This window comes from Streptococcus sp. HMSC076C08, assembly GCF_001810825.1.
In the GTDB taxonomy this organism is placed as follows: Bacteria; Bacillota; Bacilli; order Lactobacillales; family Streptococcaceae; genus Streptococcus.
In genome coordinates, this window is sequence record NZ_KV802736.1 from 153,514 (window position 1) to 179,193 (window position 25,680).

Here is a 25,680-nt window from a genome sequence, read left to right on the forward strand (position 1 = left end):
GAAATCATCCGCCTTTCTCAGACTGGATGATTTCATACGACTATTTAATATCAGCTTCTGCTGGGAGATACGTGTCTCCGAAGAACTGTTTAGACAATTTTTCAAGAGTTCCGTCTTTGTAGAGTTCTTGGATACGTTTGTCTACAAATGATTTCAACTCATCTTGACCTTTTGCAAGAAGTGGGTAAACGTAAGGTTGTTGGTCGCTTGGAAGTTCAATGACTTTCAAGTTGTCCAAACCTTGGTTCTTGATAACTGTTTCAACACCGATCTTATCAAAGATCTTGTAGTCAAACTGACCATCGCTCAAACGAGACATGATTTGTTGGAAATCAGCCTTGGTGTAGTTAAGAACAGTTGGATTGTCTGCGTGTTGTTTGTTATAATCTTCTAGCTGTTTAGCTGATGTTGTCCCTTGAACGACCTCAGTAGACTTGCCTCCGATATCATCAAGTGACTTGATGCTGTCGTCGTCTTTCTTCACAACGAGAACGTTAGGGTTTTTAGCAGTTGGAGCTGCATAAAGGTACTTTTCAGCACGTTCTTTGGTATAGCTGATATTGTTCACAGCCATTTGATAACGGTCGCTATCAAGACCTGCAAAGACACCTGACCACTCTGTCTTTTCAAACTTGACAACGTATTTGTCAGAGTCTTTAAAGATAGCACGGACTACTTCAATCTCATAACCAGTCAACTCGCCATTTTCTTCGTAGTTGAATGGTTTTGGTGAAGCATTGGTTGCAACGATGATTTCTTTCTTACCAGATGCTGCTTCGCTAGTTGCAGTATCTTTCTTATCTCCGCCTGAACAAGCTGCTAGTACACCTGCGGCAACAAGTCCTAGAGCAGCAAGAGATGAATATTTGACGATTTTTTTCATGTCATTTCCTCCAAAATAGAATACTTTACTATCTTAACAGAAAATATTTTTTTTCGCCATTATATGATACCTATCTCGGTGATAGGTTTTTTTTATGGCTGACTAAAAGACCAGGCGCAAGACTGCAATCAAGACTACTCCAAAAAGAACCGTCCCCACTAGATTGCGGTAGCGAAAGGCTACCCAAGCCGTTGGAAAGACTGCTAAAAAGTCCAGCCATTTGATTTGAGGAAGGCTGCCAACCTTGCCAGTCACTACGCTTGAAAGGATCAAGGCAAAGATAATGGAAACAGGCAAGAACTTCAAAAAACGCTCAACGATAGCTGGCAATCCCTTGTACTTAACCAAGATGAAGGGAATCATACGGGGAACCCAAGTCACTAGGCCTGAAAAGATAACGGCTAACAAAAGATATTTACTGACCATCTAAGACCACCCCCATAGTACAACCTAGCAAGGTCGCAAACAGAACAGCTAGCGACTGAGACACTACTGTCAAGAGCAAAAAGAAAGACACCGCAACAACGGCTAGGATCCGCAGCAGATTCCGTACAGGAACCCGTCTTTGCATAATCTGAAATTGCGAAGTAAAAATCCCGATAAACATCCCAACAAGGGCAAAGTCTAAGCCAAAGACTTCAGGATTTGGAAGAAGGCCACCTAAAGCTGTCCCCGCCACTGTCCCAATAAACCAGGCTACATAACTATTGAGATTGTTCCCGTGCATCCACATAGGATGGACTTTGTCTGTATGGGCTAATTCGCCCATCAAAACTCCATAGGTCTCATCAGTCAAGAGGCTAGACATACCGATGTTTTGCCAGAGACTAGTATGACGGAAATAGGTCGATGCATGCAAGCTCAGCAAAAAGAGTCGCAAGTTGATCAAAAAAACTGTCATAGCAATGGCTGCCACAGGCGCTTGTACCGCAATCAGTGCCAACATGGCAAACTGGGCACTCCCAGCATAAACAAAGAGGCTCATCAAGCCCATCTCAACAGGTGTCACATAAGGCGCACCAATAATCCCACAGGCTAGACCAATGCTGACATAGCCAAGAGCAGTCGGCATGGCCGCCTGAACACCTTCCCAAAATCCTTTTTCTTTCATCCTTCTCCTCATATTCTCTCCAATTGCGGCTGTTCGTCATCACAGCCACAGCACGGACTATTATAACATATTCAAAGAAGAGAAAAAAGTTTCGGATTCGAAACCTATTGCCAGAAAAAGTGCTGAAGAGGAAGCATCATGGATACATGAGAAATTGATCCACTCGGATAGTATACTTATCGGTTTCTGTGTCTGTAGCATATTTATTTTCTGTTGGATAGACATCCACCCAGAGTTCCCACTGTTGTCCCTTCAACTTGACCTTGTAGCGATAACCGTCATCATAGAGGCCTACTGTATCAGTTGTCATGGACTGGTAATCTGGGAGTTCTTCCAGTTCTTTTTTTACAGTCTGGGATAGATTGTTAAGCACTACTTTCTGCTCCACCTTTGAAGTTACAGGAATATGAACTGTCGCTTCTTCCAAACGATGCGATTTTGAAAATGTAAAGGTCGCTCGGCCTGGATAGCCTTTCAAAGTAATCTGCTCATAGTGATAGAAAAGGCGACCTGTTTTATAGAAATATGGGTCTTCTGCACGCCAAGTGTCGCGATAGGCCATTTCCTCCTCTTCCACGACTTTGTCAGCTGCGACAAATGTATTTTCAAAAGATTCTACAGACATATAAAACGAAAGCGATTTAAACATGACTAACTGCGTACTAGGAAATTCCAAATTTTTAAAATTTTGGTAAGATTTTATAAATAAGATTATCACTCCAAGAGCAAGCAAACCACTGATTATTTTTGTAAATTTCATATTTCTACTATACTAAAAAACTCTATGATTGACAAACTTTGATAGAGTCGGATTCCGTGGTTAGATTCTAAAATTACTTTTTCATTTAAGGTAACAAGGAATTGAGCAAGGACTATTATTAGATATTGGAGATAAGAAAAAGACTGGAGCGCCAGCCTTATCGTATGAACAAAAGTTAAATCAAAGTTCCCTACTAAATGCTCTCACGAATATTCAAGAGCATGACAAATGCGGTTAGGAGTAATAGCAATAGAATAAAGCTGACCGCTAGGGTCCCAAAACTTGTAGCAATCGTTACGAAAACGATTGTGAATAGACTTGGTAAAACAACCGTAATAGCACCAATAGAGGATTGAACCGCTCCCATTGACTCCTCAGGTATTTGTTTAAAGACGAGTTCTTGCAGTCTAGGAGAGAGTAACCCTGCGATGAAGGCATCCAAGGAGCTGAAAAGCAGAATCAAACCAAAATGAACTGTGGCAAATCCTACTAGAAGGAGTAACTGGATGACGACCGAAGCGTATAGAGCTGTTTTTATAGAAACCGTATTTTTCAGATAGCCACTCACAAGACTTCCAACAATAAGTGCTAACAATTCTAGTGTTGATAACAAAGCGAGTGATTGACCGGTTTGTAAATTCAAAAACGGTTGGATTCTTAAAAAAAGAGTCGAAATAGGAACAGTGACATTGATCACAGCTTGGCTGATGGAGACGATAAATAAAATGAAAATCACTCTATCCATATTCCAGATCAATTTCGATGATTGGAACAAATGCTGGCAAAACGATTTTATAGAAAGACCTTCTTGATAGCTAATTGTTTTTTCAACTTTCAAAAGATCATTTTTTATAAAGAGAATACCTACAAATGCTATCAGAAACGTCAGAGCGTTTAGCAAGGAAATAAACTGAATGGAAAGAATTCCTAGTAAAACCCCTCCTAGAATATTACTGATTGTCCGAACTAAACTAACTGTTGATTGTTTAAAGCCAATAGCTTCTGTCAGATGTTCTTTCCCAATGATTCTTATAAAAATAGGAGTTAGCATGGCTCCTGAAAAGTAACTCAATGTATCCGACAAGAGATTCATTAAACAAATAAAGAATACGAGCCATAAGGAAAAGGACTGCCCTGAAAGCGAAAGTGCAACTATAGAATAAAGTACAAATTTGACAAAACTAATAAGCGTATACTTTAGAACACGATGGTGTTGAAAGTCAGCCAAAACTCCCATAAAGATTTGCAGAACTTGAGGAACAGTCTCTGAAATCGTAATGAGTAAAATCGCCAAGGGGGCAAACGAAGCGTCTGCCACATAATTCAAAAAAGCAAGATAAAAAATCGTATCCCCAACCGTTGAAATCCACTGGTTGATGGTTAACTGCCTAAAATCTCTATTTTGAATAAATACTTTCATCGCAACTCCTTTTTGAATTCAAATGGGAACTTTTCCCCAAGAATAGACCGATATTGCTGAGCACCTAAAATTACAGCAACGGTAAAATTTGACCAATGCCATTGTAGACTATGTGCAGTCCAATAGGCCAATAAATGGACTTGGTTACTCTAAATAAGACTGCAAATATGAGACCGCCACCCATATATGAGAAAAAGTCTGTCAAAACCCAACCATGATTACTAATGTGCAAGATTCCAAACAAAGCAGCAGATCCAAGCACATCCAGTCTCCATTTCTTCCCTTTTTCCAGAGCGGTCATCACCAATCCACGATAAATTATCTCTTCAAAAATGGGACCTGCAATTACAGGATAGAAAAAATACATCAAAAATGTTGTAGCCCCTGTAAAAGTCGGAATGGCGAGTTGATAAGCAATTTCATTTTTGGTAGGGGGGAAAATAAAAAAGGTTACAAAATTCCAAATAACAAAAGCTAGGAGGGCTAGGAAGGAATAAAAAAGATAGGATCCCTTAAATTTTCTACTGTTGATTTTCTGCCATTTTCCTGACCAAACCATAACAATAATAGCAAGCAGAACCACTAGAAAATTCAACAACATATCTGACAAATAATAGGCAAAATCAGATAGACCAGCAGCAAGGTCGCTGTGTAAGAGCAGACGAATCAAGAACTGGTCAGCAACGACAAGTAGCATAGCTACAAACAAGTAGTAGCGTGAGATTATCTTTTTCATTCTATTTTCTCCTATACTATGAAATAAAGACAGTATAACACGAAAAATGTCCCAGTTTAGAAAATCGCATATTTGACATTTTTTCTTATAGAAATTTCATTTTTGCGATTGTTTGTTAATCGATAAGGTCTTTGTATTGCTGTAAGCGTAGTTCAAAAAGAGCTGTTAATTGTGGATTTTCTAATACTTGTAGAGATTGGATAAAATCTTCAATCTCTTTTTGATTACTTCCCTTGGTTTGAAGGAAAATGCTCATCTTCTTTAAAAACTGCCACAATAATTTCTCAAAAACATCGTATGGACGGAGCATGCTCTCCAACTCGGCTTCAAAGATTGGGATATAGGAAAAAAGTTTACGTTCCATGAGCTCTGAGATAATATTTAACAGCCCTTGTTTCATATACAGTCTATTGTGTGCCAATTCTTTAAATTCCTTTGATTTTTCAAGTAAAGAGGTTGATAAAAAGATTAGGTCCTGATTACTCAAGAAGGGCATGGTATTGCAAAAAATATAGAGTTCAAACCAGGTCCAAGACTCGATAGCATAGAGATAAGTGGTCAAAAACTCACGTTCCTCCTCTTCGAGTAGATAGCTTTTATCCAAGGAATGGATAGCATTTTTAATCACGACAGCATTCAAACGACGATAAGTCTGCGCCATCTGTTCCTGTTCGACTTCCTTCAACAATTGCTCTAAACCTGCTATATCCTGATGGGCAAAACGATCCACAACCTTTCGACCAAATCGCATGTGCGGAGATTCTTGATAATTATTGAGCTTGTGCCCAAACTCATCAAAGGTCACATTTATCCCTTGGATGGCTAGAATCAACTTATCCGCAGACAGCATAGACTGTCCCAGTTCAAACTTGGATAGCTGGGATGCTGTCAGTCCATCACAAGCAACATCTGACTGCTTGAGTTTTCTCGCCAGGCGCAATTCTTTGTAAAATTCTCCTAATTCTTGTTTTTCAATCATGGCCAAACTCCCTTATCAAGTCTCTTTACTATTCTATTCGTAAAAACTTTTACTTTTTTAACATATTATAAAATATTTTAGCAAAAAAGCCAGCCTAAAGCTGACTCTCTACTCCATAGTATCAAAGGCAAGGCTTGGTTTGGCGTTGAGGTCCAAGTCTGCAAAGTTTTCTTTGTTCCACTCGCTGACACTGGCATAGGCAATCATACCTGCATTGTCTCCACAGAGACGCAAGGGTGGAATGATGACCTTGACATCTTTGATTTCGTCTGCCAAGCGTTCTCTAAGACCTTTATTAGCTGCTACACCACCTGCCACAACTAGGGTTTTAACAGGGTATTTTTCTAAAGCCTTCTTGGTTTTTGCCATGAGAATGTCCATAACAGCTGCTTGGAAGGAAGCACACAAATCCTTTGTAGACAAGCTTTCTCCCTTTTGCTCAGCATTGTGGTGAAGATTGATAAAGGCAGACTTCAAACCCGAGAATGAAAACTCCAGATTGTCTTTCTTGATCATGGCACGAGGGAAGTCATAAACATCCTGACCTTGATGGGCTAGCTCGTCAATTTCGCGACCGGCTGGATAAGTCAAGCCCATGACGCGGCCGACCTTGTCATAAGCCTCCCCAACTGCATCGTCTCGTGTCTCCCCAACAATCTTGTAATCCCCAGCCTCTGACACATAGACCAACTCGGTGTGTCCTCCGCTGACCAAGAGTGCCAACAAAGGAAACTCCAAAGGCTCCACACTCTGAGCCGCCATGAGGTGGCCAGCCATGTGGTTGACGGGGATAAGTGGCAGACCATGCGCCCAAGCAAAGGCCTTGGCAGCTGACAAACCAACTAGTAGAGCTCCAACCAATCCAGGTCCGTAGGTAACGGCAACGGCTGTCACGTCCTCTTCGGTAATCCCTGCTTCTGCTAGCGCCTCCTCGATGCAGGCTGTAATGACCTCGACATGGTGACGACTAGCCACTTCTGGTACTACGCCACCAAAACGTTTGTGGCTCTCGATTTGACTAGCAATGACATTGGACAAGAGCTGGTCGTCATTTTTTAAGACAGCAACACTGGTCTCATCACAGGATGTTTCAAATGCTAAAATATATCTATCCTTCATCTACTTCTCTCTTCATGATAATGGCATCCTCAACTGGATCGTGGTAGTAGGCCTTTCGCTCAGCGATGACCGCCATCTTTTCTTTCTTGTAAAATGCTTGCGCTCGGTGATTAGATTTTCTGACTTCGAGGAAAATCTCCTTATCCGCTGGCAATTGAGCAAACAAGGCTGACGCAATTCCCTGACCCTGATAGGCTTTTTTGACAGCGATTTGCAAGACTTCTGCCTCAAAGAGATTCTCCTGCACAGCTATAAAGCCAATCACTTCTGCCCCATCATAAGCTAGAGCGTACCAAGTCTGGTCTTGGGACAGGTCTGCTTGGATTTGTTCCAGTGTCCAAGGACTGACTGGGTAAACAGCTTCCATGACAGCGTAAATGACTTGATCCAAGTCAGGCTGCTGTTGGATTCGTTTGATCTTTATCATAGGCGTTTAATGTAGGACTCGCCAGACTCGGTGTGGTTCTTGAGCCAGTTTTCCTCAGCTTCTACACGCTTGAGATAGTTTGGTACAAAGTCGTGCAAGGAGTCTGCTTCCTTATCCCAAGCCCAAAGAGCAAGATTCGCTGCATTAGGTAAACTTTCTTGGTAGCTAGCTTGTGGTAGCTGTTCTTGGATCTGCTCCACAAAGGGGCCAACTTCTCCGACAAAGGTCACCTGTTCAGCATCCGTGACTTTTTCTAGCACTTCCGCAAAGAACAGATGTGCTTCTGGCATGACAGGTTTGGCATTTTCATAAAATCCTGCATAAACATTGTTGCGACGCGCATCCATCAAGGGAACAAGTAAGCCTTCTTGTTGGCGTGGCACCAGAGCCAAGAGGCTAGACATGCCAACTAACTCAATGTTCAGGGTATGAGCCAGTGTCTTGGCAGTTGCTACCGCAATTCGTAAGCCAGTATAACTACCTGGTCCTTCAGCTACCACGATTCGATCCAAATCCTTGGGTGTCCAATCCAAACTTGCCATCAAAAAATCGATGGCTGGCATGAGGGTAATACTGTGATTCTTCTTAATATTAATCGTCGTCTCGGCAAGAACCTGCTTGTCCTCTAAAATAGCGAGAGAAAGAGCCTTGCTGGACGTATCAAAAGCTAATACTTTCATAACACATTCCTATCTTTTTGTCTGTTTACTATTATACTACAAAAGCCAGCGCATGGGAATTTTCTTTATTTTGAAACAAAAGGGCCTGCCACTTAGACAGACAATTCTGCAAAAAAATTAAAAAAAGTTGTAGTTTTTTTTGAATGGAAAAGTGAACAAGGAAATTGAAAGGTTCTTCGTAAGAAATGTAAATAAGTCATATATGCTTTAACTCGATTTTCGATGTTAGAAATCATCGTCATAACAATAAAGATAGCACCTAAAAATAAAAAAAGTCCATCCCATCTATCAAGACGAGGTGGATTTTCTGTATATCTAGAGGAATAATTGACTTTAGGCATTTAAACCAAAGTAGAAAACGAGCCAGACAACATAGGTTACAAGGAGGAGAAAAATTGAATAGAGAGTCACAAAAGCAAGCTTCCAAAGGAATTTTGTTTTGCGGTGTTCCAGATGCACAAACAGGGCATTCCCCCCATAGACACAAGCTACAAAGACTACAAACATCAAGAGGCGAACCCCTACTGCAAATTCAAACAAACTAAACATTCTTAATCCTCCTTTTGGTATTCCTATTTTTATATAAACTGTTGACAATGTTGGTCTATCAATGTTAAAATGTAATTCAACATTGGTAGGAAAATCAGGTTGAGTCGCTGACTCTTCGGGTTGCAGTGCTATCCCTGAAACTTTGGTTTCTAAAGAACTGAAATTGCGATTGAACAATTCGCCCCCAGTGTTAGATGGCTCTTGACTTCGGTCAGGAGCTTTTTGATGCTTTTAAAGTTGATTCCCTCAGTGAGTTATAGTAAAGTATAAATATCGAGAGGATAACATAGGGCGACTGGTGACAGAGCGTTCAAAGGTACCAACTTCTGGTACGGGTGTGGGACTGCCCTCAGCTTTGAGCTGTAAAGACCCCTGACTACCATTGGTCCTCTCTTTTTGCTTACTCTTAAATTAAGTGCTTGTCTTTACCTTTTAGTAAGCGCTCCACTCCATGCTATGTCTACATCGTTATACTTATAGATTGACTTCTTAGCCTCATAGATGATAGAATTAAGTAAAGGCTGAGATCGAGTTTGATTTGGTGACAAGTCATTCAAAGGTTGCGATGCATTCGCTTCAGGTAGAGGTGCTGCCATCTGGACTGCTCCAGGAAAATCCCCGAGTTTTGTCTCAGCCTTTTTATTTGCTCTTGAGATTTCTCAAGAGCTTTTTCTTTTTTCAAAGATATCATTCTGCCCCAACCATCTACACCAACGATTAATGAAACTAGAACTGTATTCTTCCTCAAACCTACTATCTCCATAGATTCCCCCTTTAATTATAACACCTAAGCGCTCTCCGACCAAATCCTACCTGTCTTTTTGCTCCTCCTTCCCCTCCCGACTTTCTCCATTTCCGTCTTTTACTAATTTTTCATTTTGTGGTATAATTGAAATAATTGTAACGAATCAAGGTCAATCTAGACACAAAATGGAATGAAATCAAGCAAATCTCTGCTAAAAGTTTGGAATAAGCTGACCTGTAAATAGAAAGGAACTATATGATTTACAAAGTTTTTTATCAAGAAACAAAAGAACGTAGCCCACGTCGTGAAACAACACGCTCACTTTACCTAGACATCGATGCCAGCTCAGAACTTGAGGGCCGTATCGCTGCTCGCCAACTTGTCGAAGAAAATCGCCCAGAGTACAATATCGAATTTATCGAACTCTTGTCTGACAAATTGCTAGATTACGAAAAAGAAACTGGCGCTTTCGAGATTACGGAGTTCTAATATGGCCTACACTCTTAAACCTGAAGAAGTCGGCGTTTTTGCCATCGGTGGTCTGGGAGAAATCGGGAAAAACACATACGGAATTGAATACCAAGATGAGATTATCATCGTTGATGCTGGGATTAAATTTCCAGAAGATGACTTGCTGGGTATCGACTACGTTATCCCCGACTACTCTTACATCGTAGACAATATCGACCGCGTCAAGGCTGTTTTGATTACCCACGGACACGAGGACCACATCGGTGGGATTCCATTCCTGCTCAAGCAAGCAAATGTCCCTATCTATGCTGGACCACTTGCCTTGGCTTTGATCCGTGGAAAACTCGAAGAACACGGCCTCTTGCGCAACGCCAAACTTTACGAAATCAATCACAACACTGAGTTGACCTTTAAAAATCTCAAGGCAACTTTCTTTAGAACCACTCACTCCATTCCAGAGCCTTTGGGAATTGTCATTCATACTCCTCAAGGAAAAATCGTCTGTACGGGTGACTTCAAGTTCGACTTTACACCAGTTGGAGAACCTGCAGACTTGCACCGAATGGCAGCCCTTGGTGAAGAGGGTGTGCTCTGCCTCCTCTCTGACTCGACAAATGCAGAAGTGCCAACCTTTACCAACTCTGAAAAAGTCGTTGGTCAGTCCATCATGAAGATTATCCAAGGCATTGAAGGACGCATCATCTTTGCATCCTTTGCCTCAAATATCTTCCGTCTCCAGCAGGCAACGGATGCCGCTGTTAAGACTGGACGCAAGATTGCTGTCTTTGGTCGTTCTATGGAAAAGGCCATTGTCAACGGTATCGAGCTTGGCTACATCAAAGCTCCTAAGGGAACCTTTATCGAGCCAAATGAAATCAAAGACTACCCTGCAGGCGAGGTTCTGATCCTCTGTACAGGTAGTCAAGGCGAGCCGATGGCAGCCCTCTCTCGTATCGCTAACGGAACCCACCGTCAAGTGCAACTCCAACCCGGCGATACCGTTATCTTCTCTTCTAGCCCAATCCCTGGAAATACTACTAGCGTCAACAAGTTGATTAACATCATTTCTGAAGCTGGTGTCGAAGTCATCCACGGTAAGATTAACAATATCCACACCTCTGGACACGGTGGTCAGCAAGAGCAAAAACTCATGCTCCGTTTGATCAAGCCCAAATACTTCATGCCTGTCCACGGTGAATACCGCATGCAGAAAGTCCATGCTGGACTAGCGGTGGATACGGGTGTCGAGAAGGACAATATCTTTATCATGAGCAATGGTGATGTGCTTGCCCTTACTGCTAACTCTGCTCGTATTGCAGGCCATTTCAACGCCCAAGACATCTATGTCGATGGAAATCGTATCGGCGAAATCGGTGCAGCCGTCCTCAAAGACCGTCGTGATCTATCTGAAGACGGTGTCGTTCTAGCAGTCGCAACTGTTGACTTCAAATCGCAGATGATTCTGTCTGGCCCAGACATCCTCAGCCGAGGCTTTGTCTACATGAGAGAGTCTGGCGACTTGATTCGCCAAAGCCAGCGCATCCTCTTCAATGCTATTCGTATCGCACTGAAAAACAAGGACGCCAGCGTCCAATCTGTCAATGGCGCCATTGTCAACGCCATTCGCCCCTTCCTCTATGAAAATACAGAACGTGAACCGATTATCATCCCGATGATTCTCACACCAGATGAAGAATAAATTATAAAACAGCCCCATCTTCGGAGCTGTTTTTCTCTATGCCTTCTTTTCTTGAGTTTTAGAAATACTACGATTTTTACCTTCCAGATACACCATCAAAATAGAAATATCTGCTGGATTTACTCCCGAAATACGGCTGGCTTGGCCGATGGTTTCTGGATTGATGAGTTTGAACTTCTGACGAGCTTCTGTCGCGATAGAATCAATATCATCCCAATCAATATTGGCTGGAATGCGTTTTTCTTCCATGCGTTTCATCTTGGCAACCTGGTCCATAGCTTTGGAAATATATCCTTCGTACTTGATTTCTGTTTCAATTAATTCGATAATCTTGTCATCCAAATCCTCAGCAGCTGGCCCGATGAAGGCCACTACATCTTGGTAAGAAACTTCTGGTCGACGGAGAAATTCTTTGGCTGTCACTGCATCTGTCAACGGCTTGAAGCCCATCTCCTCAACCTTGGCATTGGTTTCTTTGACCGGCTTTAGTTTGATACTGTCTAGACGCTTCATCTCATTGTCAAATTGATTTTTCTTGATTTCAAAGCGAGCCCAACGTTCATCATCCACAAGGCCAATCTCGCGTCCCATCTCAGTCAAACGCATATCGGCATTGTCATGACGGAGGATGAGACGGTATTCAGCACGGCTGGTCAAGAGACGATAGGGTTCAATAGTTCCCTTGGTCACCAAGTCATCAATCATGACCCCAATATAACCGTCGCTGCGCTTCAAAATCAACTCAGGTTTGCCTTGGATTTTCAGAGCCGCATTGATACCAGCGATAATCCCTTGACCAGCAGCTTCTTCGTAACCTGACGTTCCATTTGTCTGACCAGCTGTGAAAAGTCCTGAGATTTTCTTGGTTTCAAGTGTCGCACGCAACTGGTGAGGCAAGACCATGTCGTACTCAATGGCATAACCAGTTCGCATCATTTCAGCATTTTCCAAACCTTTGATGGAATGAACCAGCTCGCGCTGTACATCCTCAGGCAGACTGGTTGAAAGGCCTTGAACATAAACTTCCTCTGTATTGCGCCCTTCTGGCTCAAGGAAAAGTTGGTGGCGTTCCTTGTCCGCAAAGCGCACAATCTTGTCCTCAATCGACGGACAGTAACGAGGCCCCACTCCCTTAACTACACCTGTAAACATAGGCGCACGATGGAGGTTGTTTTGGATAATCTCATGACTGGTGCCGTTGGTATAGGTCAACCAACATGGCACCTGGTCCTTGACATAATCCTCATCACGTGAAGTGTAGGAGAAGTGATTTGGCGCTTCGTCTCCTGGCTGAATCTCTGTCACATCGTAGTTGATAGAAGAAGCCTTAACACGTGGAGGTGTCCCCGTCTTGAAACGACCGATTTCGAGTCCTAATTCCTTGAGATTATCAGCTAGGTTAATCGAAGCCAGACTGTGGTTAGGACCTGACGAGTACTTGAGGTCTCCGATGATGATTTCCCCACGGAGGGCTGTTCCTGTGGTTACAATAACCGCTTTTGCTCCATACTCTTGATGGGTCGCTGTACGAACACCGACAACCTTGCCATCTTCCACCAAAATCTCATCAATCATGGTCTGACGAAGGGTCAGATTTTCTTGATTTTCAACCGTCTTGCGCATTTCCTTAGAGTAAAGTTCCTTGTCAGCCTGCGCCCGAAGGGCGCGAACAGCTGGACCTTTCCCAGTGTTGAGCATCTTCATCTGGATGTAAGTCTTGTCAATGGTCTTGGCCATCTCGCCACCGAGAGCATCTACCTCACGCACGACAATTCCCTTGGCAGAACCTCCGATAGAAGGATTACAAGGCATGAACGCCAGCATTTCAATATTGATAGTCGCAAGCAGAACCTTACAGCCCATACGGCTAGCGGCCAAGGAAGCCTCAACCCCAGCGTGTCCCGCACCAATTACAATAATATCGTATTCTTCCGTAAAATTATAAGTCATTTCTTAACCTTTCAAAAATTTCTCGCAAATAAGGAACTAACTTCTCCTCCTCTAGAGCTTGATCCAAAGTAACCCATTTAAAGTGTGTATGCTCTTCAGGATCTAATCTGATAATTGGCTTCTCCCCAACCCACTCTGCTTTATAAACTAAGCGAGTAAAAACCTTATCCTTAGAGGTATCCAGTTGACTATCTTCGTGAAGAAGCTTGAGCGAACTGCTATCTAGCCTAACTCCCGCTTCTTCAATGCATTCTCTAAGAGCACCATCTCGCGGAAGTTCACCCTTTTCAACCCCGCCGCCAGGAATATCCCAGTAAGTTGGATAAACGTTGGGTTCTCCTCTTTTAATTTCCGAACGCTGAATGAGTAAATAATCACCACCACTATGAACAAGTACATGGGCAATAAGCTTAACCATCATTTTCTCTCCTATTCCTCAAGATGAATGTGTCTTAGTTGACCGTCCCAATCTGGTAGAGCTGTTTTTAAAAAGGCTGGAACTAGCTGGATATTCTGGAGTTCATCCAAGTCAATCCACTCACAAGGCTGCATTTTTTCGTCTTCCTGCATGGTCAATGGAGCTTCTTCAAGCAAATTCACCCGGTAATGAAACTCGATGTTGTGATAGGAAACACCGTCCTGTTCAAAACGATTTTCAACTACGAAAGCTAGCTGTCCAGCTTGAGCTTTTACACCCAGTTCTTCCCTCACTTCACGGACTACCGCGTCTTCCGTGCTTTCATTGACTTGAATCGCACCGCCAATAGTATAATACTTGCCCTTGGCTTTGGTGACTAGGAGCTTGCGATTTTGGAGAATCAAGGCTGTCGCCCGAACACCAAAAACCGTATTTCCCACTTTTGTCCGAAAGTCTTGTTGAGTCATTTTTATCCTTTCCCTTAAACGACACAAAAACAGTCAAAACTCCAAAGAAGTGCAGGACAAAAAAGCCTGCAACATCCATGAGCTTTGACCATCATTTCTATTGCTTTTATTATTGTAGCAAATTGAGAAAATTTGTCAATCTATATGTACTGACAAACTTGTCCATCGCGGTAGGCATTGTCAATCAAACCGCCACCTAGACACTCTTCGCCATCGTAAAAGACAACTGCCTGCCCGGGTGTGATCGCGCGTTGCGGTTCCGCAAAGATGACCTCTGCCTTGTCTCCTTTGACATGTACTGTCACCTTAGAATCAGGCTGACGGTAGCGGAATTTAGCCGTACACTCTAGCGTAAATTCCTCTGGCATCTCACGAGTAAAATGAACTTGACTGGCTTCTAGGCTGGTTGACATAAGCGAGTCATGGTAGAATCCTTGACCGACATAGAGGATGTTCTTGCTTAGGTCTTTTCCAACAACGAACCAAGGAGCATTGTCACCGCCGTGTTGCCCACCGATACCGAGTCCGCCACGCTGACCAATCGTATAATACATAAGTCCTGCATGCTCGCCCATATCGCGACCATCCACAGTCATCATGCGACCAGGCTGAGCTGGCAGGTAGTTGCTGAGAAAGTTTTTAAAGTTCTTTTCTCCGATAAAGCAAATTCCTGTCGAGTCTTTCTTCTTAGCAGTCGCAAGTCCTGCTTCTTCTGCGAGTCTGCGAACTTCAGGCTTTTCCAAATGTCCCAGTGGGAACATGGTTTTTTGGAGTTGTTCTTGCGAAAGTTGACTGAGGAAATAGGTCTGGTCCTTGCCATTGTCCACGCCACGAAGCATGTGAACAATGCCATCCTCATCACGCGCCACTCGAGCATAATGCCCCGTCGCTACATAGTCTGCACCCAAGGTCATGGCATAGTCCAAAAAGGCCTTGAACTTGATTTCCTTGTTGCACATAACATCTGGATTTGGCGTGCGCCCTGCACGGTATTCCGCTAGGAAATACTCAAAAACGCGGTCCCAGTACTCTTTTTCAAAATTGACAGAGTAGTAAGGAATGCCGATCTGGTCTGCCACCGCAGCCACATCCTTGTAATCTTCGGTCGCCGTACAAACGCCGTTTTCATCTGTGTCATCCCAGTTCTTCATGAAGATACCGATCACATCGTAGCCCTGCTCCTTGAGTAAGAGAGCCGTCACCGACGAATCAACACCACCACTCATCCCCACAACAACACGTGTTTTAGAGTTATCACTCATGGTAAGTCTCCCATCTATTCGTTTATTCATACCCTCAAAATTCTATTTACTAAGACTTTCAATAGAATTTCTTTGAGTATAGTCTTTTCGTTTGCTTTTAGGAGTAAAATGGTCTGGGAGACCATTTTAGCCTATCATCTTAAAATGAAAATATGATAGGCAACGAGTCGCAGGCATAACTCGAGTTAGGTAAGACGAGTTAACGACGTAATAAAAGATAAACGAAATGACTAGTTCACGATTGAAGGTCGTGTGTGCTTCACGATTGAAGGTCGCTTGAGCAGTATTCATTATAACACGCTTGGTTGGAGAAGACAAGAAAGAGGCTGATAAATCATTTCAGCCTCTCTTTCTTACTTTACAAACGAATCAATTTTCCCCTTTAAGTTCTTTCTTCGCTTGTTCTATCTGGTATTTCACCTGCTCAAAGCCGGTTCCTCCTAAGGAATTCCGTCTCTGAACAGCGGTTTCTGGGCGCAAGTAGATATAAATATCCTCTTCAATCAAGGGATGGTAGGCTTGCAACTCCTTCAAATCCCAATCTTGGATGTTTTTACCATGCTTGATAGAGTCTAGAACCAATTTCCCTACTATTTCATGCGCTTCTCTAAAAGGGAGGCCTTTTTCAGCCAAATAATCTGCCAGTTCGGTCGCATTCGAAAAATCATTCTCTGTGGATTGCTGCATTTTGGTCTTATTAACCTGCATGCTCGATAGCATACCTGCCAACACATCCAGAGAATTTAAAATCGTTTCTACTGTATCAAACATGCCTTCCTTGTCCTCTTGCAAATCCTTATTGTAAGCCAAAGGCAAAGACTTCATGACGGTCAATAGTCCAAGCAAGTGCCCGTAAACTCGTCCTGTCTTCCCTCGAATCAATTCAGCCATGTCAGGATTTTTCTTCTGGGGCATGATAGACGAACCCGTTGAAAAGCTATCAGACAAGCTAATGTACTGATACTCAAAACTGCACCAATTGATGATTTCCTCACAAAAACGACTCATATGCATCATCAAAATGCTGGCATTTGATAGAAATTCTAAGATGAAATCACGGTCACTCACTGCGTCCAAGGAATTGGTATAGGGGTGTTGGAAACCCAATAAATCACTCGATAATTGACGATCGATTGGAAAAGTTGTCCCCGCCAATGCAGCCGCACCCAGGGGAGATAGGTCCGTATGTTTCAAGTTAAATGCAAAGCGCTCGCTATCCCTTTGAAACATATTGTAATAAGCCATGAGATGATGGGCAAAACTAATCGGTTGGGCGTGCTGCAAATGAGTATAGCCTGGCATGATGGTTTCTACATGTTTTTCAGCCAAATCCAGCAAAACACTGTTCAGATTCGCCAACTTATCCAAGACATGACCAAGCTGCTCCTTTAGATATAAGTGCATATCCGTTGCGACTTGGTCATTTCGAGAACGAGCCGTGTGTAGTTTCCCAGCCAGAGAACCAATTTTCTCTGTCAGCAACACTTCCATATTCATATGAATATCTTCATTTGCAATATCAAAATGAAGCTCTCCTGCCTCTAAATCTCGCAACAAAGCTTGCAGACCATCTTGGATCTGCTCTGCCTCTTCCAAGCTCAAAATGCCAGTCTGTCCTAGCATTTGAACATGAGCTAGGGAGCCCATCAAATCAAATTTTGCCAGCTGTTGGTCAAAGGAAATACTCGCACCGAACTGTTCTACCCAATCTTCCACAGTGCCTTCAAATCGACCACCCCATAATTTTGTATTTTTCGACATATCCTGTCGTCCCTTTCTATCGCGTCACTACTCAACATTTTTTTGAACTTCTGAATAAACCTTAGTCGGAAGCCCCCAAAGCTTGATAAATCCAACAGCCGCATCTTGGTCAAAAGTATCCGCACTGGTATAAGTCGCCAAGTTTTCATCATAAAGAGAATTTGGAGATTTCCGCGCCACTACCTGGGCGTTTCCCTTGTAAAGTTTAACTTTTGCAGTTCCATTGACAACTTTCTGTGTCTCCTTGATATAGGCAATCAAAGCCTGAGTTGCTGGGCTAAACCACAAGGCATTATAGATGAGATTGGACAACTCATTTTCGATAATAGGTTTAAAATGAGCCACTTCTCTCACAAGAGTCAAGTCTTCAATCTCCTTATGAGCTGCCAATAAAGTCACAGCACCTGGGCACTCATAAATCTCTCTTGACTTAATACCGACTAGGCGATTTTCCACATGGTCAATACGACCAACACCGTGTTTACCCGCAATTTCATTTAGCTTTTGAATCAAAGCCGCCACTTTCATCTTTTCTCCATTGAGGGAGATGGGCACCCCGCAGCTAAACTCAATGTCAATAAATTCTGGACTGTCTGGTGCCTCTTCTGGAGAAGATGTGATTCCAAATGCTTCTTCTGGCGCTTGGTTCCAAGGATTTTCCAAGACACCACATTCATTTGCGCGTCCCCAAAGATTTTGATCGACAGAGTAAGGATTGTCAAGGTCAGCAGGAACTGGGACGCCATTTTCTTTGGCATATTGGATTTCTTCTTCACGAGACCATTTCCACTCACGAACAGGCGCAACTACTTTTAAATTGGGATCCAAAGCCGCAATAGAGACTTCAAACCGAACTTGGTCGTTTCCCTTACCTGTACAACCATGGGCAATTGTAGTTGCCCCCGTCTGATGAGCTATTTCAACGAGTTTTTTTGAAATAAGAGGGCGACTCAGAGCAGATACCAAGGGATACTTCTGTTCGTAGTAAGCATGTGCCTGAAGAGCCACTAAAACATAGTCATTAGCAAATTCTTCCTTAACATCAATGACATAAGACTCTACAGCCCCAACCTTGAGAGCTTTATCATGGATGAACTCCAAATCTTTTCCTTCACCCACATCCATACAAACAGCGATTACATCATAGTCTTTTTTTAACCATGTAATAGCAACTGATGTATCCAATCCACCTGAATAGGCTAAAATGACTTTTTCCTTACTCATTTCTCTTCCTTCTTTCTATTTTTCGATAGAGGCTTTAAAAGCATCGTCAATCAATTTGTCCAACTCCCCAGAATCCTTCAACTTCTGGATGGTTTTATCAACCGCCTCTTTTAATTCCTTACTGTCTTTTTTCATCGCAACAGCGTAGGAATCTTCTTTGTCATTATCAAAATCAAACTCAGCGATGGCTAGGTCTGGATTATTCTCTACAAATCCTTTTGCCACTGGTTCCTCAAAGATAACCGCATCTAGTTGCCCTGATTTCAAATCTGTTATCAAATTTCCATTTTTAGGAAGTGAGACGAGTGAAGCATTCTGCAGGGTTTCTTTGGCCAGAGTTTCCTGGATAGAACCTTTCTGCGCTCCAACCTTTTTCTGAGCCAAACCCTTGACTGATTGGTAATTCGTTAATTCAGATTTTCTTACGATAACCTTATTTTTCGAAGTGTAGTAGGGAATTGAAAAATCGTAAACTTGACTTCTCTCCTCCGTTTTAGAAACACCTGATATGGCAAGATCGGCCTTACCTGAATCAAGACTAGCTAGTACATTGTCAAAACTCATTGGAGAGAACTCCACTTCTACACCTAGTTCTTTTGCGATGGCTTTGGCAAGCTCAACGTCTGAACCTACAATCTGATTTTTCCCATCGACCAATTTCTGGTATTCAAATGGAGCAAACTCTGGATTTAGGGCCACCACCAATTTTCCTTTAGCCTTAATGGCTTCAACACCTTGGGATTGAGTGTTACTACAAGCAAATAATAAGGGAAACATAAGCAAACCAAACATCGTCATCAACACCTTCTTCACTTTATTCATAGAAGAGCCTCCTTTTATTTTTATACTTTATTATTGTATAAATAATACTCTTCTCATTCTCGTTTGTCAAGAAAAAACTGTATTTTATTTCATTTAAATCAAGAAAAAGCTTATTATATGATATATTTTTACATATAATAAGCTTATTTATACTATTTGAGTTTTAAAACAATTTGAAGAATTTAGTCGAAATTATACAAACAGAGCATTACTGAGAAGATCCTTACACTTTTTGTTATAGACAAACAAAAAAAGAGCCCTAAAGGACTCTTTTATTCTTAATACCAACCGTTGTTAAGCCAGAAGTTCTTGGCAGCTGTCCATGAACCGTAACGTCCTGCAACGTAGGCATCTGCTACACGTTCTTGGTTTTCAGCTGAGTAATCACCGTTCAAGTATGAATCTGTCAATTGGTAACGTCCGATGTAACGTCCGTTTGTAGCAGTGTAGCTACCACCTGATTCTTTTTGAGCGATCCATTCTTTGGCTTCTGCTTCAGAACCACTTACAGTAGAAGCTGCTGCAGTGTTGCTTTCTGCTGCTGGAGCTGCTGGAGCTGCTGGAGCTTCTTCAACTGTTTCTGTAGCTACTGGAGCTGTTTCTTCCGTTGTTGCCGCTGGAGCTACAGTTGAAGCTGTTCCTTCGATAACCAAAACTTGGTCAACATAGATAAGGTGAATATCTTTAATGTTGTTTTTTGCCGCCAATTTTTCAACAGTTGTGTTGTACTTCTCAGCGATTTCTGAAAGAGTATCACCTGATTTAACTGTGTAAGTTACAGTTTCTTGGGCAGATGCAAGTGATGGAGCAAAGAAAGCAAGCAAAGCTGCTACTCCTGCGATAGTTGTTTTAATTTTTTTAGTTGTTAATGACATATCTAAAAATTCTCCTTCCATTGGATATATCTATGATACCTTTTAAATGTTACCGTTGTTTAACGGTTTTATGTAGAAATATTACAAAAATGTTTTATATTTACCGTTTTAAGGAGGTTTTTGTCACAAAAGACCTTATTTTATACTATCTTTAATCATTTTAAGCTTTTGATAAGGGAAATAAGCGCAGAGGTCCATTCTTTGATATAATAGATATAAGAATCTTTGTAAGGGGAAACAGATGCACTCACTTCGTTTTCAATCTGTCTTTGACATTATCGGACCAGTTATGATTGGCCCATCAAGTAGCCATACTGCTGGAGCTGTTCGCATCGGAAAAATCGTCTCTTCTATCTTCGACGATACGCCGACAGAAGTCGAATTCCAATTATTTAATTCATTTGCCAAAACCTACCGTGGTCATGGAACCGACCTTGCTCTCGTCGCTGGTATATTAGGTATGGATACGGACGATCCCGACATTCCAAATAGCCTAGAGATTGCCCATAAACGTGGTATCAAGATTGTCTGGACCATTCAGAAAGATAGCAACGCTCCTCATCCTAACACCACTAAAATTACTGTGAAGAATGAACACAAATCCATCAGTGTGACAGGAATTTCCATTGGTGGGGGAAATATCCAGGTTACGGAACTTAACGGCTTTGCTGTCTCTCTCAACATGAACACACCAACCATTATCATCGTACATCAGGATGTTCCAGGTATGATTGCCCATGTTACTGAAGCCCTCTCTCGTTTCGATATCAACATCGCGCAGATGAATGTGACTCGAGAAAAAGCTGGAGAAAAAGCCATTATGATTATCGAAGTCGATAGTCGAAGTTGCGAAGAGGCGATTGAAGAAATCCGAAAAATCCCTCATCTCCATAATGTCAATTTCTTTAAGTAGGAGGAAACATGTTTTATTCTATCAAAGAATTGGTCGAGCAAGCAGATCTAGACTTCCAAGGAAATGTCGCAGAACTCATGATTGCGACAGAATATCAACTAACCGGTCGGGAACGCCCAGAAGTTCTCCTCCTCATGGAACGCAATCTAGAAGTCATGAAAGCCTCTGTCGAGCTCGGCCTCAGTGAAAATAAATCCCGTAGTGGCTTAACGGGTGGAGACGCGGCCAAACTAGACCGTCATCTCAAAAGTGGCAAGGCCTTGTCGGACTTTACCATCCTATCAGCAGCCCGTAATGCCATCGCAGTCAATGAACACAATGCGAAGATGGGCTTAGTCTGCGCTACTCCAACCGCAGGAAGTGCCGGCTGTCTGCCAGCCGTTCTCACTGCTGCTATCCAAAAATTAGACCTTAGCCACGAAGAACAGCTAGATTTCCTCTTTGCTGCTGGTGCCTTTGGACTAGTCATCGCAAACAATGCCTCTATCTCAGGCGCTGAAGGTGGCTGTCAGGCCGAGGTTGGCTCTGCCTCTGCCATGAGTGCTGCAGCCTTGACCTTGGCTGCAGGTGGAAGCCCCTATCAGGCTAGTCAAGCCATCGCCTTTGTCATTAAAAATATGCTAGGCCTCATCTGCGACCCCGTCGCTGGTTTGGTTGAAGTTCCCTGTGTCAAGCGCAATGCCATGGGAGCCAGCTTTGCCTTTATCGCAGCAGACATGGCCTTGGCAGGTATCGAGTCTAAGATCCCTGTTGACGAAGTCATCGATGCCATGTACCAAGTCGGATCTAGTCTTCCAACTGCCTTTCGTGAAACAGCTGAGGGTGGACTCGCCGCTACACCTACTGGTCGCCGCCTACAAAAAGAAATCTTCGGAGAATAAGCTTATCTATATCTATTAGGAGAAACTATGCCCTCTATCTCAGCAATCTTTTTTGATCTAGACGGAACCCTGGTTGATAGTTCCATCGGGATCCACAATGCCTTTACCCATACCTTTAAAGAGCTAGGAGTTCCAAGCCCTGATGCCAAAACCATTCGTGGTTTTATGGGACCACCACTTGAAAGTAGTTTTGCAACATGTCTTCCCAAGGAACAAATCTCAGAAGCTGTTCAAATCTATCGTTCTTACTACAAGGAAAAAGGAATCCACGAAGCCCAACTCTTCCCCCGAATAACGGAATTGCTTCAAGAGCTTTCGCAAAACTACCCTCTCTACATCACTACAACAAAGAATACTCCTACTGCTCACGATATGACTAAAAATCTGGGAATCCATCATTTCTTTGATGGCATTTATGGTTCTAGTCCTGAAACACCACACAAGGCGGATGTCATCCGTTACGCCTTGCAAACGCATCAACTCCCTGCAGACCAAGTCCTCATCATTGGGGATACCAAGTTTGATATGATCGGAGCTCAAGAAACTGGCATTAAAAAGTTTGCTGTTACTTGGGGATTTGGAGAAGAGGCTGATTTGCTCAGCTATCAACCTGACTGGATTGCCCGTACCATTGATGATATCATTAGCCAACTCTAACCATACAAAAATACTCCTAACACTAGTGAACTAGGTTGAGGAGTATTTTTTTATATCTTGTTACTATCAGAAGGAATCAACTCCATGCTTAAGCAGTAATTTGATCCTGTTCTTCAGTATCTGTATCTTCATCCTTCTTACTTGGCCAAGCAAGCATGACAATAAGAGCAATCGGTCCAGCAATAGGAACCAAAGCAATGAAGATAAAGGCCCAGTGGAAACCAGCGTCTCGTAAGCAGCGAAGCGACTCAGACGTTTTTAAATAGAGTAAAAATATCTTAATATTTTCGTACCATTTCTTCAAACCGAGAGTCTTCCGTATTCTCTTTATCTTTTTCACTATTCTCTATCACTTTTTCTCCAAATCGTTGACTTGGCATAGCGAGCATAACGAGCAGTGTTATTGCACCCAAAGGAACAAATACAATAAAGATATAGGCCCAATGGATACCCACATCTCGTAAGCGACGTACTATCAGTGCTAGTAGAGGAACAAACTCTACTATAAACAAAATAATACACATACTGAAGACCGCAATATTCCTAATGGCTTTATCAGATTCTAATCCCGTGAACAGCGAGTAGTAGGCGGGCAAGAAAATTACCATATTTAGCAGCCAAACCCACCAAAATTCTGGACGTGTGGAACGACCAGAAAAATTTGCATAGCCTTTGAAAAAACTCCTAATAGCACTCAGCATACAAAAAATCTCCTTTTGATTTTAATACTTATTTTGCAAAGTTATACTACCAGCTAAAAATAGAGGTAGTTTTTAGATTGTCTGAAATCACTCTCCTGATAGATCACATAACATCGTCCCTTGAATAGTTGCGCTTATTAATCCTTTGAAAGAGACGATGTTTTCTACTCTCTATTTATAAAAACCAGCTTTCTGATTTCCTCAGAAAACTGGCGATAGTTGTTTCATTATGAAGGGGATACACTCTTACTCAGCATGAGTTGTCTCATTCGCAAAGGAAATAATCGCTTCTTTAAGCTCATCTCCGCTGAGTGAACGGAACTCTTCAATCTTTTGATCGATGGCTTCTAGAGGCATGACATTTACCTTACCAACGAAAATCTTGTCCATGACTTGGTTATCAACCAATTCGGTCGAAACCAAGAGTTCTTCATAGAGTTTTTCTCCTGGGCGGATACCGACCTCAACGATTGGAATTTCACTTTCAGTGTGTCCGCTTAGAAGAACCATTTTCTTAGCCAAGTCATAGATCTTGACTGGTTTGCCCATATCGAGGATAAAGACTTCTCCGTCCTTGGCATAAGCGCCAGCATGGATTACTAGACGGCTAGCCTCTGGAATGGTCATAAAGTAACGTGTCATACGGAAGTCTGTCACCGTTACAGGACCGCCTTCAGCAATCTGACGTTCAAAGACAGGAATCACGCTACCACGACTACCGAGAACATTCCCAAAACGAACTGCACAGTAGGTTGATTTGCTGCGTTGGTTAAAGCCAGTGACAATCAATTCTGCCACGCGCTTGGTTGCACCCATAACATTCGGTGGATTGACCGCCTTATCAGTCGAAATCATGACCATCTTAGGCACTTTGGCCTCATCAACAGCCTTGGCAACATTGTAGGTACCGAGGATATTGTTCTTGAAGGCTTCTTTTGGATTGCGTTCCATCATTGGAACGTGCTTGTGGGCTGCAGCATGGTAAACGATGGCTGGTTTGTACTGCTCAAACACCTGCAAGAGACGGTCATAGTCCTGAATATCTGCAATAACAGGAACATAATCAATCCCTTGGAATGTACGGATCAATTCATGATAAACGAGATAGATGGAATTTTCGCCATGCCCAAGCAAGATGATACGTTCTGGATTGAAGCGGCTAACCTGACGACAAATCTCCGAACCAATCGAACCACCAGCTCCTGTCACCAAGATGGTCTTGCCTGTAATCTCAGTACCTAGACGCGATTCGTCGAGACGAATTTCCTGACGGCCCAAAAGGTCTGTGATATCAATTTTCTGGAAGCCACTACCTGATTGATGGAGTCCTTGAACGACTGTCTCAACCTTAGGCATCTTGTAACATTTGACGCCTAGCTTATTACACATCTGCAAGATGCGTTCGTACTCTGATGGGTCAAGCGAAGGGATTGCTACGATAACACGCTCGATTTGGTGACGTTTAGCCAATTCAGGTAGATTATCATAAGAGCCCAAAACTGGGATTCCACCTAGTTTTTGTCCCTTTTTCTTTTCATCGTTATCCAAAATCCCCACTAGCTCAAGGTCGCTAGTTGGATGTTGGTAGCTGTTCATAAAGAGGGCGCCACCATCACCAGCACCGATCAAGAAGGTACGGCGATGCTCTCCATCTCCACTACCTTGCTTGCGCTTAGAATAAATCAGCTGCCAAGTGATACGAGGAAGCAAGATGAGGAAGGTACTCAACAAAATGAAGAGTACGATGAAACGGATAGAAAACAATGGAAGAAAGGCATAGCAGATTCCATAAGAAAGAACACTGCTGAGCATCACTCCGAAAAAGATTTTCATGAAATCCGTAATCTTGCTATAACGACTGATACTAGCATTTAGCCCCCAAAATGCAATCATGATTTGATAAAGGAGGAAGGCTAAAAGAGTGTAGATTACATAATCCACAGGCGCCGGATTTATAAGGCCATAAAACAAGATATAAGATACGATGATGGAAACCACCATACTCAGAATATCGAATATCCCCCAAAACACTTGTTTTTGCTGTTTATTTAAAATTTCAACCAGATCAATCACATAATCTGTTAGTTTTTTATTCATAGGAATTTACTCCCCCTTAAAAGAGTCAGATGATACTGTTGTTATGATAACCTGAATCATTCAGTCTATCGGG

28 protein-coding genes are annotated in these 25,680 nt (G+C 42.5%); 5 read left to right on the forward strand and 23 right to left on the reverse strand.

Features of this window, described 5'->3' with window-relative positions:
• Window positions 1–40: 40 nt before the first annotated feature.
• From HMPREF2766_RS09050 to HMPREF2766_RS09105, 12 genes are all read right to left on the reverse strand, one after another.
• Window positions 41–883 carry an amino acid ABC transporter substrate-binding protein gene (locus HMPREF2766_RS09050; RefSeq protein WP_070569426.1) on the reverse strand — a complete coding sequence of 281 codons (843 nt, stop codon included), beginning with the start codon at window positions 881–883 and terminating at the stop codon, window positions 41–43.
• Window positions 884–985: 102 nt separating this feature from the next.
• Window positions 986–1,309 carry an AzlD domain-containing protein gene (locus HMPREF2766_RS09055; protein ID WP_000253946.1) on the reverse strand — a complete coding sequence of 108 codons (324 nt, stop codon included), beginning with the start codon at window positions 1,307–1,309 and terminating at the stop codon, window positions 986–988.
• On the reverse strand, window positions 1,299–1,994 hold the full coding sequence (locus tag HMPREF2766_RS09060; protein ID WP_000659754.1) for an AzlC family ABC transporter permease: 696 nt from the start codon (window positions 1,992–1,994) through the stop codon (window positions 1,299–1,301). The genes HMPREF2766_RS09055 and HMPREF2766_RS09060 overlap by 11 nt, the downstream gene beginning before the upstream one ends.
• Before the next feature lie 136 nt (window positions 1,995–2,130).
• Window positions 2,131–2,754, reverse strand: a complete 624-nt coding sequence (locus tag HMPREF2766_RS09065; RefSeq protein WP_070569429.1) for a hypothetical protein — start codon at window positions 2,752–2,754, stop codon at window positions 2,131–2,133.
• Window positions 2,755–2,947: 193 nt separating this feature from the next.
• Window positions 2,948–4,174: an MFS transporter gene (locus tag HMPREF2766_RS09070; protein ID WP_070569432.1), complete on the reverse strand. Its 1,227-nt coding sequence runs from the start codon at window positions 4,172–4,174 to the stop codon at window positions 2,948–2,950.
• A 70-nt stretch (window positions 4,175–4,244) separates the two neighbouring features.
• Entirely contained in the window at window positions 4,245–4,910 is a 666-nt protein-coding gene (locus tag HMPREF2766_RS09075) for a CPBP family intramembrane glutamic endopeptidase (protein WP_070569435.1), read from the reverse strand.
• Between the two features lie 115 nt (window positions 4,911–5,025).
• Window positions 5,026–5,889 (reverse strand): XRE/MutR family transcriptional regulator, encoded by an 864-nt coding sequence (locus HMPREF2766_RS09080; RefSeq protein WP_070569438.1) that lies wholly within the window; start codon window positions 5,887–5,889, stop codon window positions 5,026–5,028.
• A 108-nt stretch (window positions 5,890–5,997) separates the two neighbouring features.
• Window positions 5,998–7,008 (reverse strand): tRNA (adenosine(37)-N6)-threonylcarbamoyltransferase complex transferase subunit TsaD, encoded by a 1,011-nt coding sequence (tsaD, locus tag HMPREF2766_RS09085; protein WP_070569441.1) that lies wholly within the window; start codon window positions 7,006–7,008, stop codon window positions 5,998–6,000.
• Window positions 6,998–7,435, reverse strand: coding sequence for a ribosomal protein S18-alanine N-acetyltransferase (gene rimI / locus HMPREF2766_RS09090; protein WP_070569444.1), 438 nt, complete (start codon window positions 7,433–7,435; stop codon window positions 6,998–7,000). The genes tsaD and rimI overlap by 11 nt, the downstream gene beginning before the upstream one ends.
• Window positions 7,432–8,115 carry a tRNA (adenosine(37)-N6)-threonylcarbamoyltransferase complex dimerization subunit type 1 TsaB gene (tsaB, locus tag HMPREF2766_RS09095; RefSeq protein WP_070569447.1) on the reverse strand — a complete coding sequence of 228 codons (684 nt, stop codon included), beginning with the start codon at window positions 8,113–8,115 and terminating at the stop codon, window positions 7,432–7,434. The genes rimI and tsaB overlap by 4 nt, the downstream gene beginning before the upstream one ends.
• Before the next feature lie 333 nt (window positions 8,116–8,448).
• On the reverse strand, window positions 8,449–8,664 hold the full coding sequence (locus HMPREF2766_RS09100) for a hypothetical protein (RefSeq protein WP_000492029.1): 216 nt from the start codon (window positions 8,662–8,664) through the stop codon (window positions 8,449–8,451).
• A gap of 553 nt (window positions 8,665–9,217) precedes the next feature.
• Complete coding sequence (locus HMPREF2766_RS09105) at window positions 9,218–9,427, reverse strand: hypothetical protein (protein ID WP_000407020.1); 210 nt, start codon at window positions 9,425–9,427, stop codon at window positions 9,218–9,220.
• Between the two features lie 237 nt (window positions 9,428–9,664).
• Between HMPREF2766_RS09105 and HMPREF2766_RS09110 the strand changes: the two genes are divergently transcribed.
• Window positions 9,665–9,898 carry a DNA-dependent RNA polymerase subunit epsilon gene (locus HMPREF2766_RS09110; protein ID WP_000639585.1) on the forward strand — a complete coding sequence of 78 codons (234 nt, stop codon included), beginning with the start codon at window positions 9,665–9,667 and terminating at the stop codon, window positions 9,896–9,898.
• A 1-nt stretch (window position 9,899) separates the two neighbouring features.
• Window positions 9,900–11,579, forward strand: a complete 1,680-nt coding sequence (rnjA, locus tag HMPREF2766_RS09115; protein ID WP_070569451.1) for a ribonuclease J1 — start codon at window positions 9,900–9,902, stop codon at window positions 11,577–11,579.
• Between the two features lie 36 nt (window positions 11,580–11,615).
• Here the strand turns inward: rnjA and mnmG are convergent, their stop codons facing one another.
• The 8 genes from mnmG to HMPREF2766_RS09155 all read right to left on the reverse strand — a co-directional run bounded on the left by mnmG (window position 11,616) and on the right by HMPREF2766_RS09155 (window position 20,358).
• Window positions 11,616–13,529, reverse strand: coding sequence for a tRNA uridine-5-carboxymethylaminomethyl(34) synthesis enzyme MnmG (gene mnmG, locus HMPREF2766_RS09120; protein ID WP_070569454.1), 1,914 nt, complete (start codon window positions 13,527–13,529; stop codon window positions 11,616–11,618).
• A complete protein-coding gene (locus HMPREF2766_RS09125) occupies window positions 13,519–13,950 on the reverse strand; it encodes an NUDIX hydrolase (RefSeq protein ID WP_000989469.1) in 432 nt (143 codons plus the stop codon). Before HMPREF2766_RS09125 ends, mnmG begins: the two co-directional genes overlap by 11 nt.
• An 8-nt stretch (window positions 13,951–13,958) precedes the next feature.
• Window positions 13,959–14,414 carry an NUDIX hydrolase gene (locus tag HMPREF2766_RS09130; protein ID WP_000193648.1) on the reverse strand — a complete coding sequence of 152 codons (456 nt, stop codon included), beginning with the start codon at window positions 14,412–14,414 and terminating at the stop codon, window positions 13,959–13,961.
• A gap of 140 nt (window positions 14,415–14,554) precedes the next feature.
• A complete protein-coding gene (gene mnmA, locus HMPREF2766_RS09135) occupies window positions 14,555–15,676 on the reverse strand; it encodes a tRNA 2-thiouridine(34) synthase MnmA (RefSeq protein WP_001282946.1) in 1,122 nt (373 codons plus the stop codon).
• A gap of 369 nt (window positions 15,677–16,045) precedes the next feature.
• The gene (argH, locus tag HMPREF2766_RS09140; RefSeq protein ID WP_070569457.1) at window positions 16,046–17,437 is read right to left on the reverse strand and encodes an argininosuccinate lyase; all 1,392 of its coding nucleotides are present in this window, start codon (window positions 17,435–17,437) and stop codon (window positions 16,046–16,048) included.
• Window positions 17,438–17,464: 27 nt separating this feature from the next.
• The gene (locus HMPREF2766_RS09145; protein ID WP_000031904.1) at window positions 17,465–18,661 is read right to left on the reverse strand and encodes an argininosuccinate synthase; all 1,197 of its coding nucleotides are present in this window, start codon (window positions 18,659–18,661) and stop codon (window positions 17,465–17,467) included.
• Between the two features lie 15 nt (window positions 18,662–18,676).
• On the reverse strand, window positions 18,677–19,483 hold the full coding sequence (locus HMPREF2766_RS09150) for an ABC transporter substrate-binding protein (protein WP_070569460.1): 807 nt from the start codon (window positions 19,481–19,483) through the stop codon (window positions 18,677–18,679).
• 278 nt (window positions 19,484–19,761) lie between these two features.
• Window positions 19,762–20,358 (reverse strand): aggregation-promoting factor, encoded by a 597-nt coding sequence (locus HMPREF2766_RS09155; protein WP_070569463.1) that lies wholly within the window; start codon window positions 20,356–20,358, stop codon window positions 19,762–19,764.
• 241 nt (window positions 20,359–20,599) lie between these two features.
• Here HMPREF2766_RS09155 and sdaAB point away from each other — a divergent pair, with 241 nt between their 5' ends.
• From sdaAB to HMPREF2766_RS09170, 3 genes are read left to right on the forward strand one after another with little or no spacing between them, the layout of a single operon-like run.
• Window positions 20,600–21,271, forward strand: a complete 672-nt coding sequence (gene sdaAB, locus HMPREF2766_RS09160; RefSeq protein WP_000555868.1) for an L-serine ammonia-lyase, iron-sulfur-dependent subunit beta — start codon at window positions 20,600–20,602, stop codon at window positions 21,269–21,271.
• Window positions 21,272–21,279: 8 nt separating this feature from the next.
• Entirely contained in the window at window positions 21,280–22,152 is an 873-nt protein-coding gene (gene sdaAA, locus HMPREF2766_RS09165) for an L-serine ammonia-lyase, iron-sulfur-dependent, subunit alpha (RefSeq protein ID WP_000500029.1), read from the forward strand.
• 27 nt (window positions 22,153–22,179) lie between these two features.
• On the forward strand, window positions 22,180–22,809 hold the full coding sequence (locus HMPREF2766_RS09170) for an HAD-IA family hydrolase (protein WP_070569466.1): 630 nt from the start codon (window positions 22,180–22,182) through the stop codon (window positions 22,807–22,809).
• 88 nt (window positions 22,810–22,897) lie between these two features.
• Here HMPREF2766_RS09170 and HMPREF2766_RS09175 read toward each other — a convergent pair whose 3' ends face one another.
• The 3 genes from HMPREF2766_RS09175 to HMPREF2766_RS09185 form a co-directional block, all read right to left on the reverse strand.
• Window positions 22,898–23,113: a DUF805 domain-containing protein gene (locus HMPREF2766_RS09175; RefSeq protein ID WP_070569469.1), complete on the reverse strand. Its 216-nt coding sequence runs from the start codon at window positions 23,111–23,113 to the stop codon at window positions 22,898–22,900.
• Window positions 23,088–23,510, reverse strand: a complete 423-nt coding sequence (locus tag HMPREF2766_RS09180; RefSeq protein WP_070569472.1) for a DUF805 domain-containing protein — start codon at window positions 23,508–23,510, stop codon at window positions 23,088–23,090. Before HMPREF2766_RS09180 ends, HMPREF2766_RS09175 begins: the two co-directional genes overlap by 26 nt.
• A gap of 246 nt (window positions 23,511–23,756) precedes the next feature.
• Window positions 23,757–25,607 (reverse strand): nucleoside-diphosphate sugar epimerase/dehydratase, encoded by a 1,851-nt coding sequence (locus tag HMPREF2766_RS09185; RefSeq protein ID WP_070569476.1) that lies wholly within the window; start codon window positions 25,605–25,607, stop codon window positions 23,757–23,759.
• Between the last annotated feature and the right edge of the window lie 73 nt (window positions 25,608–25,680).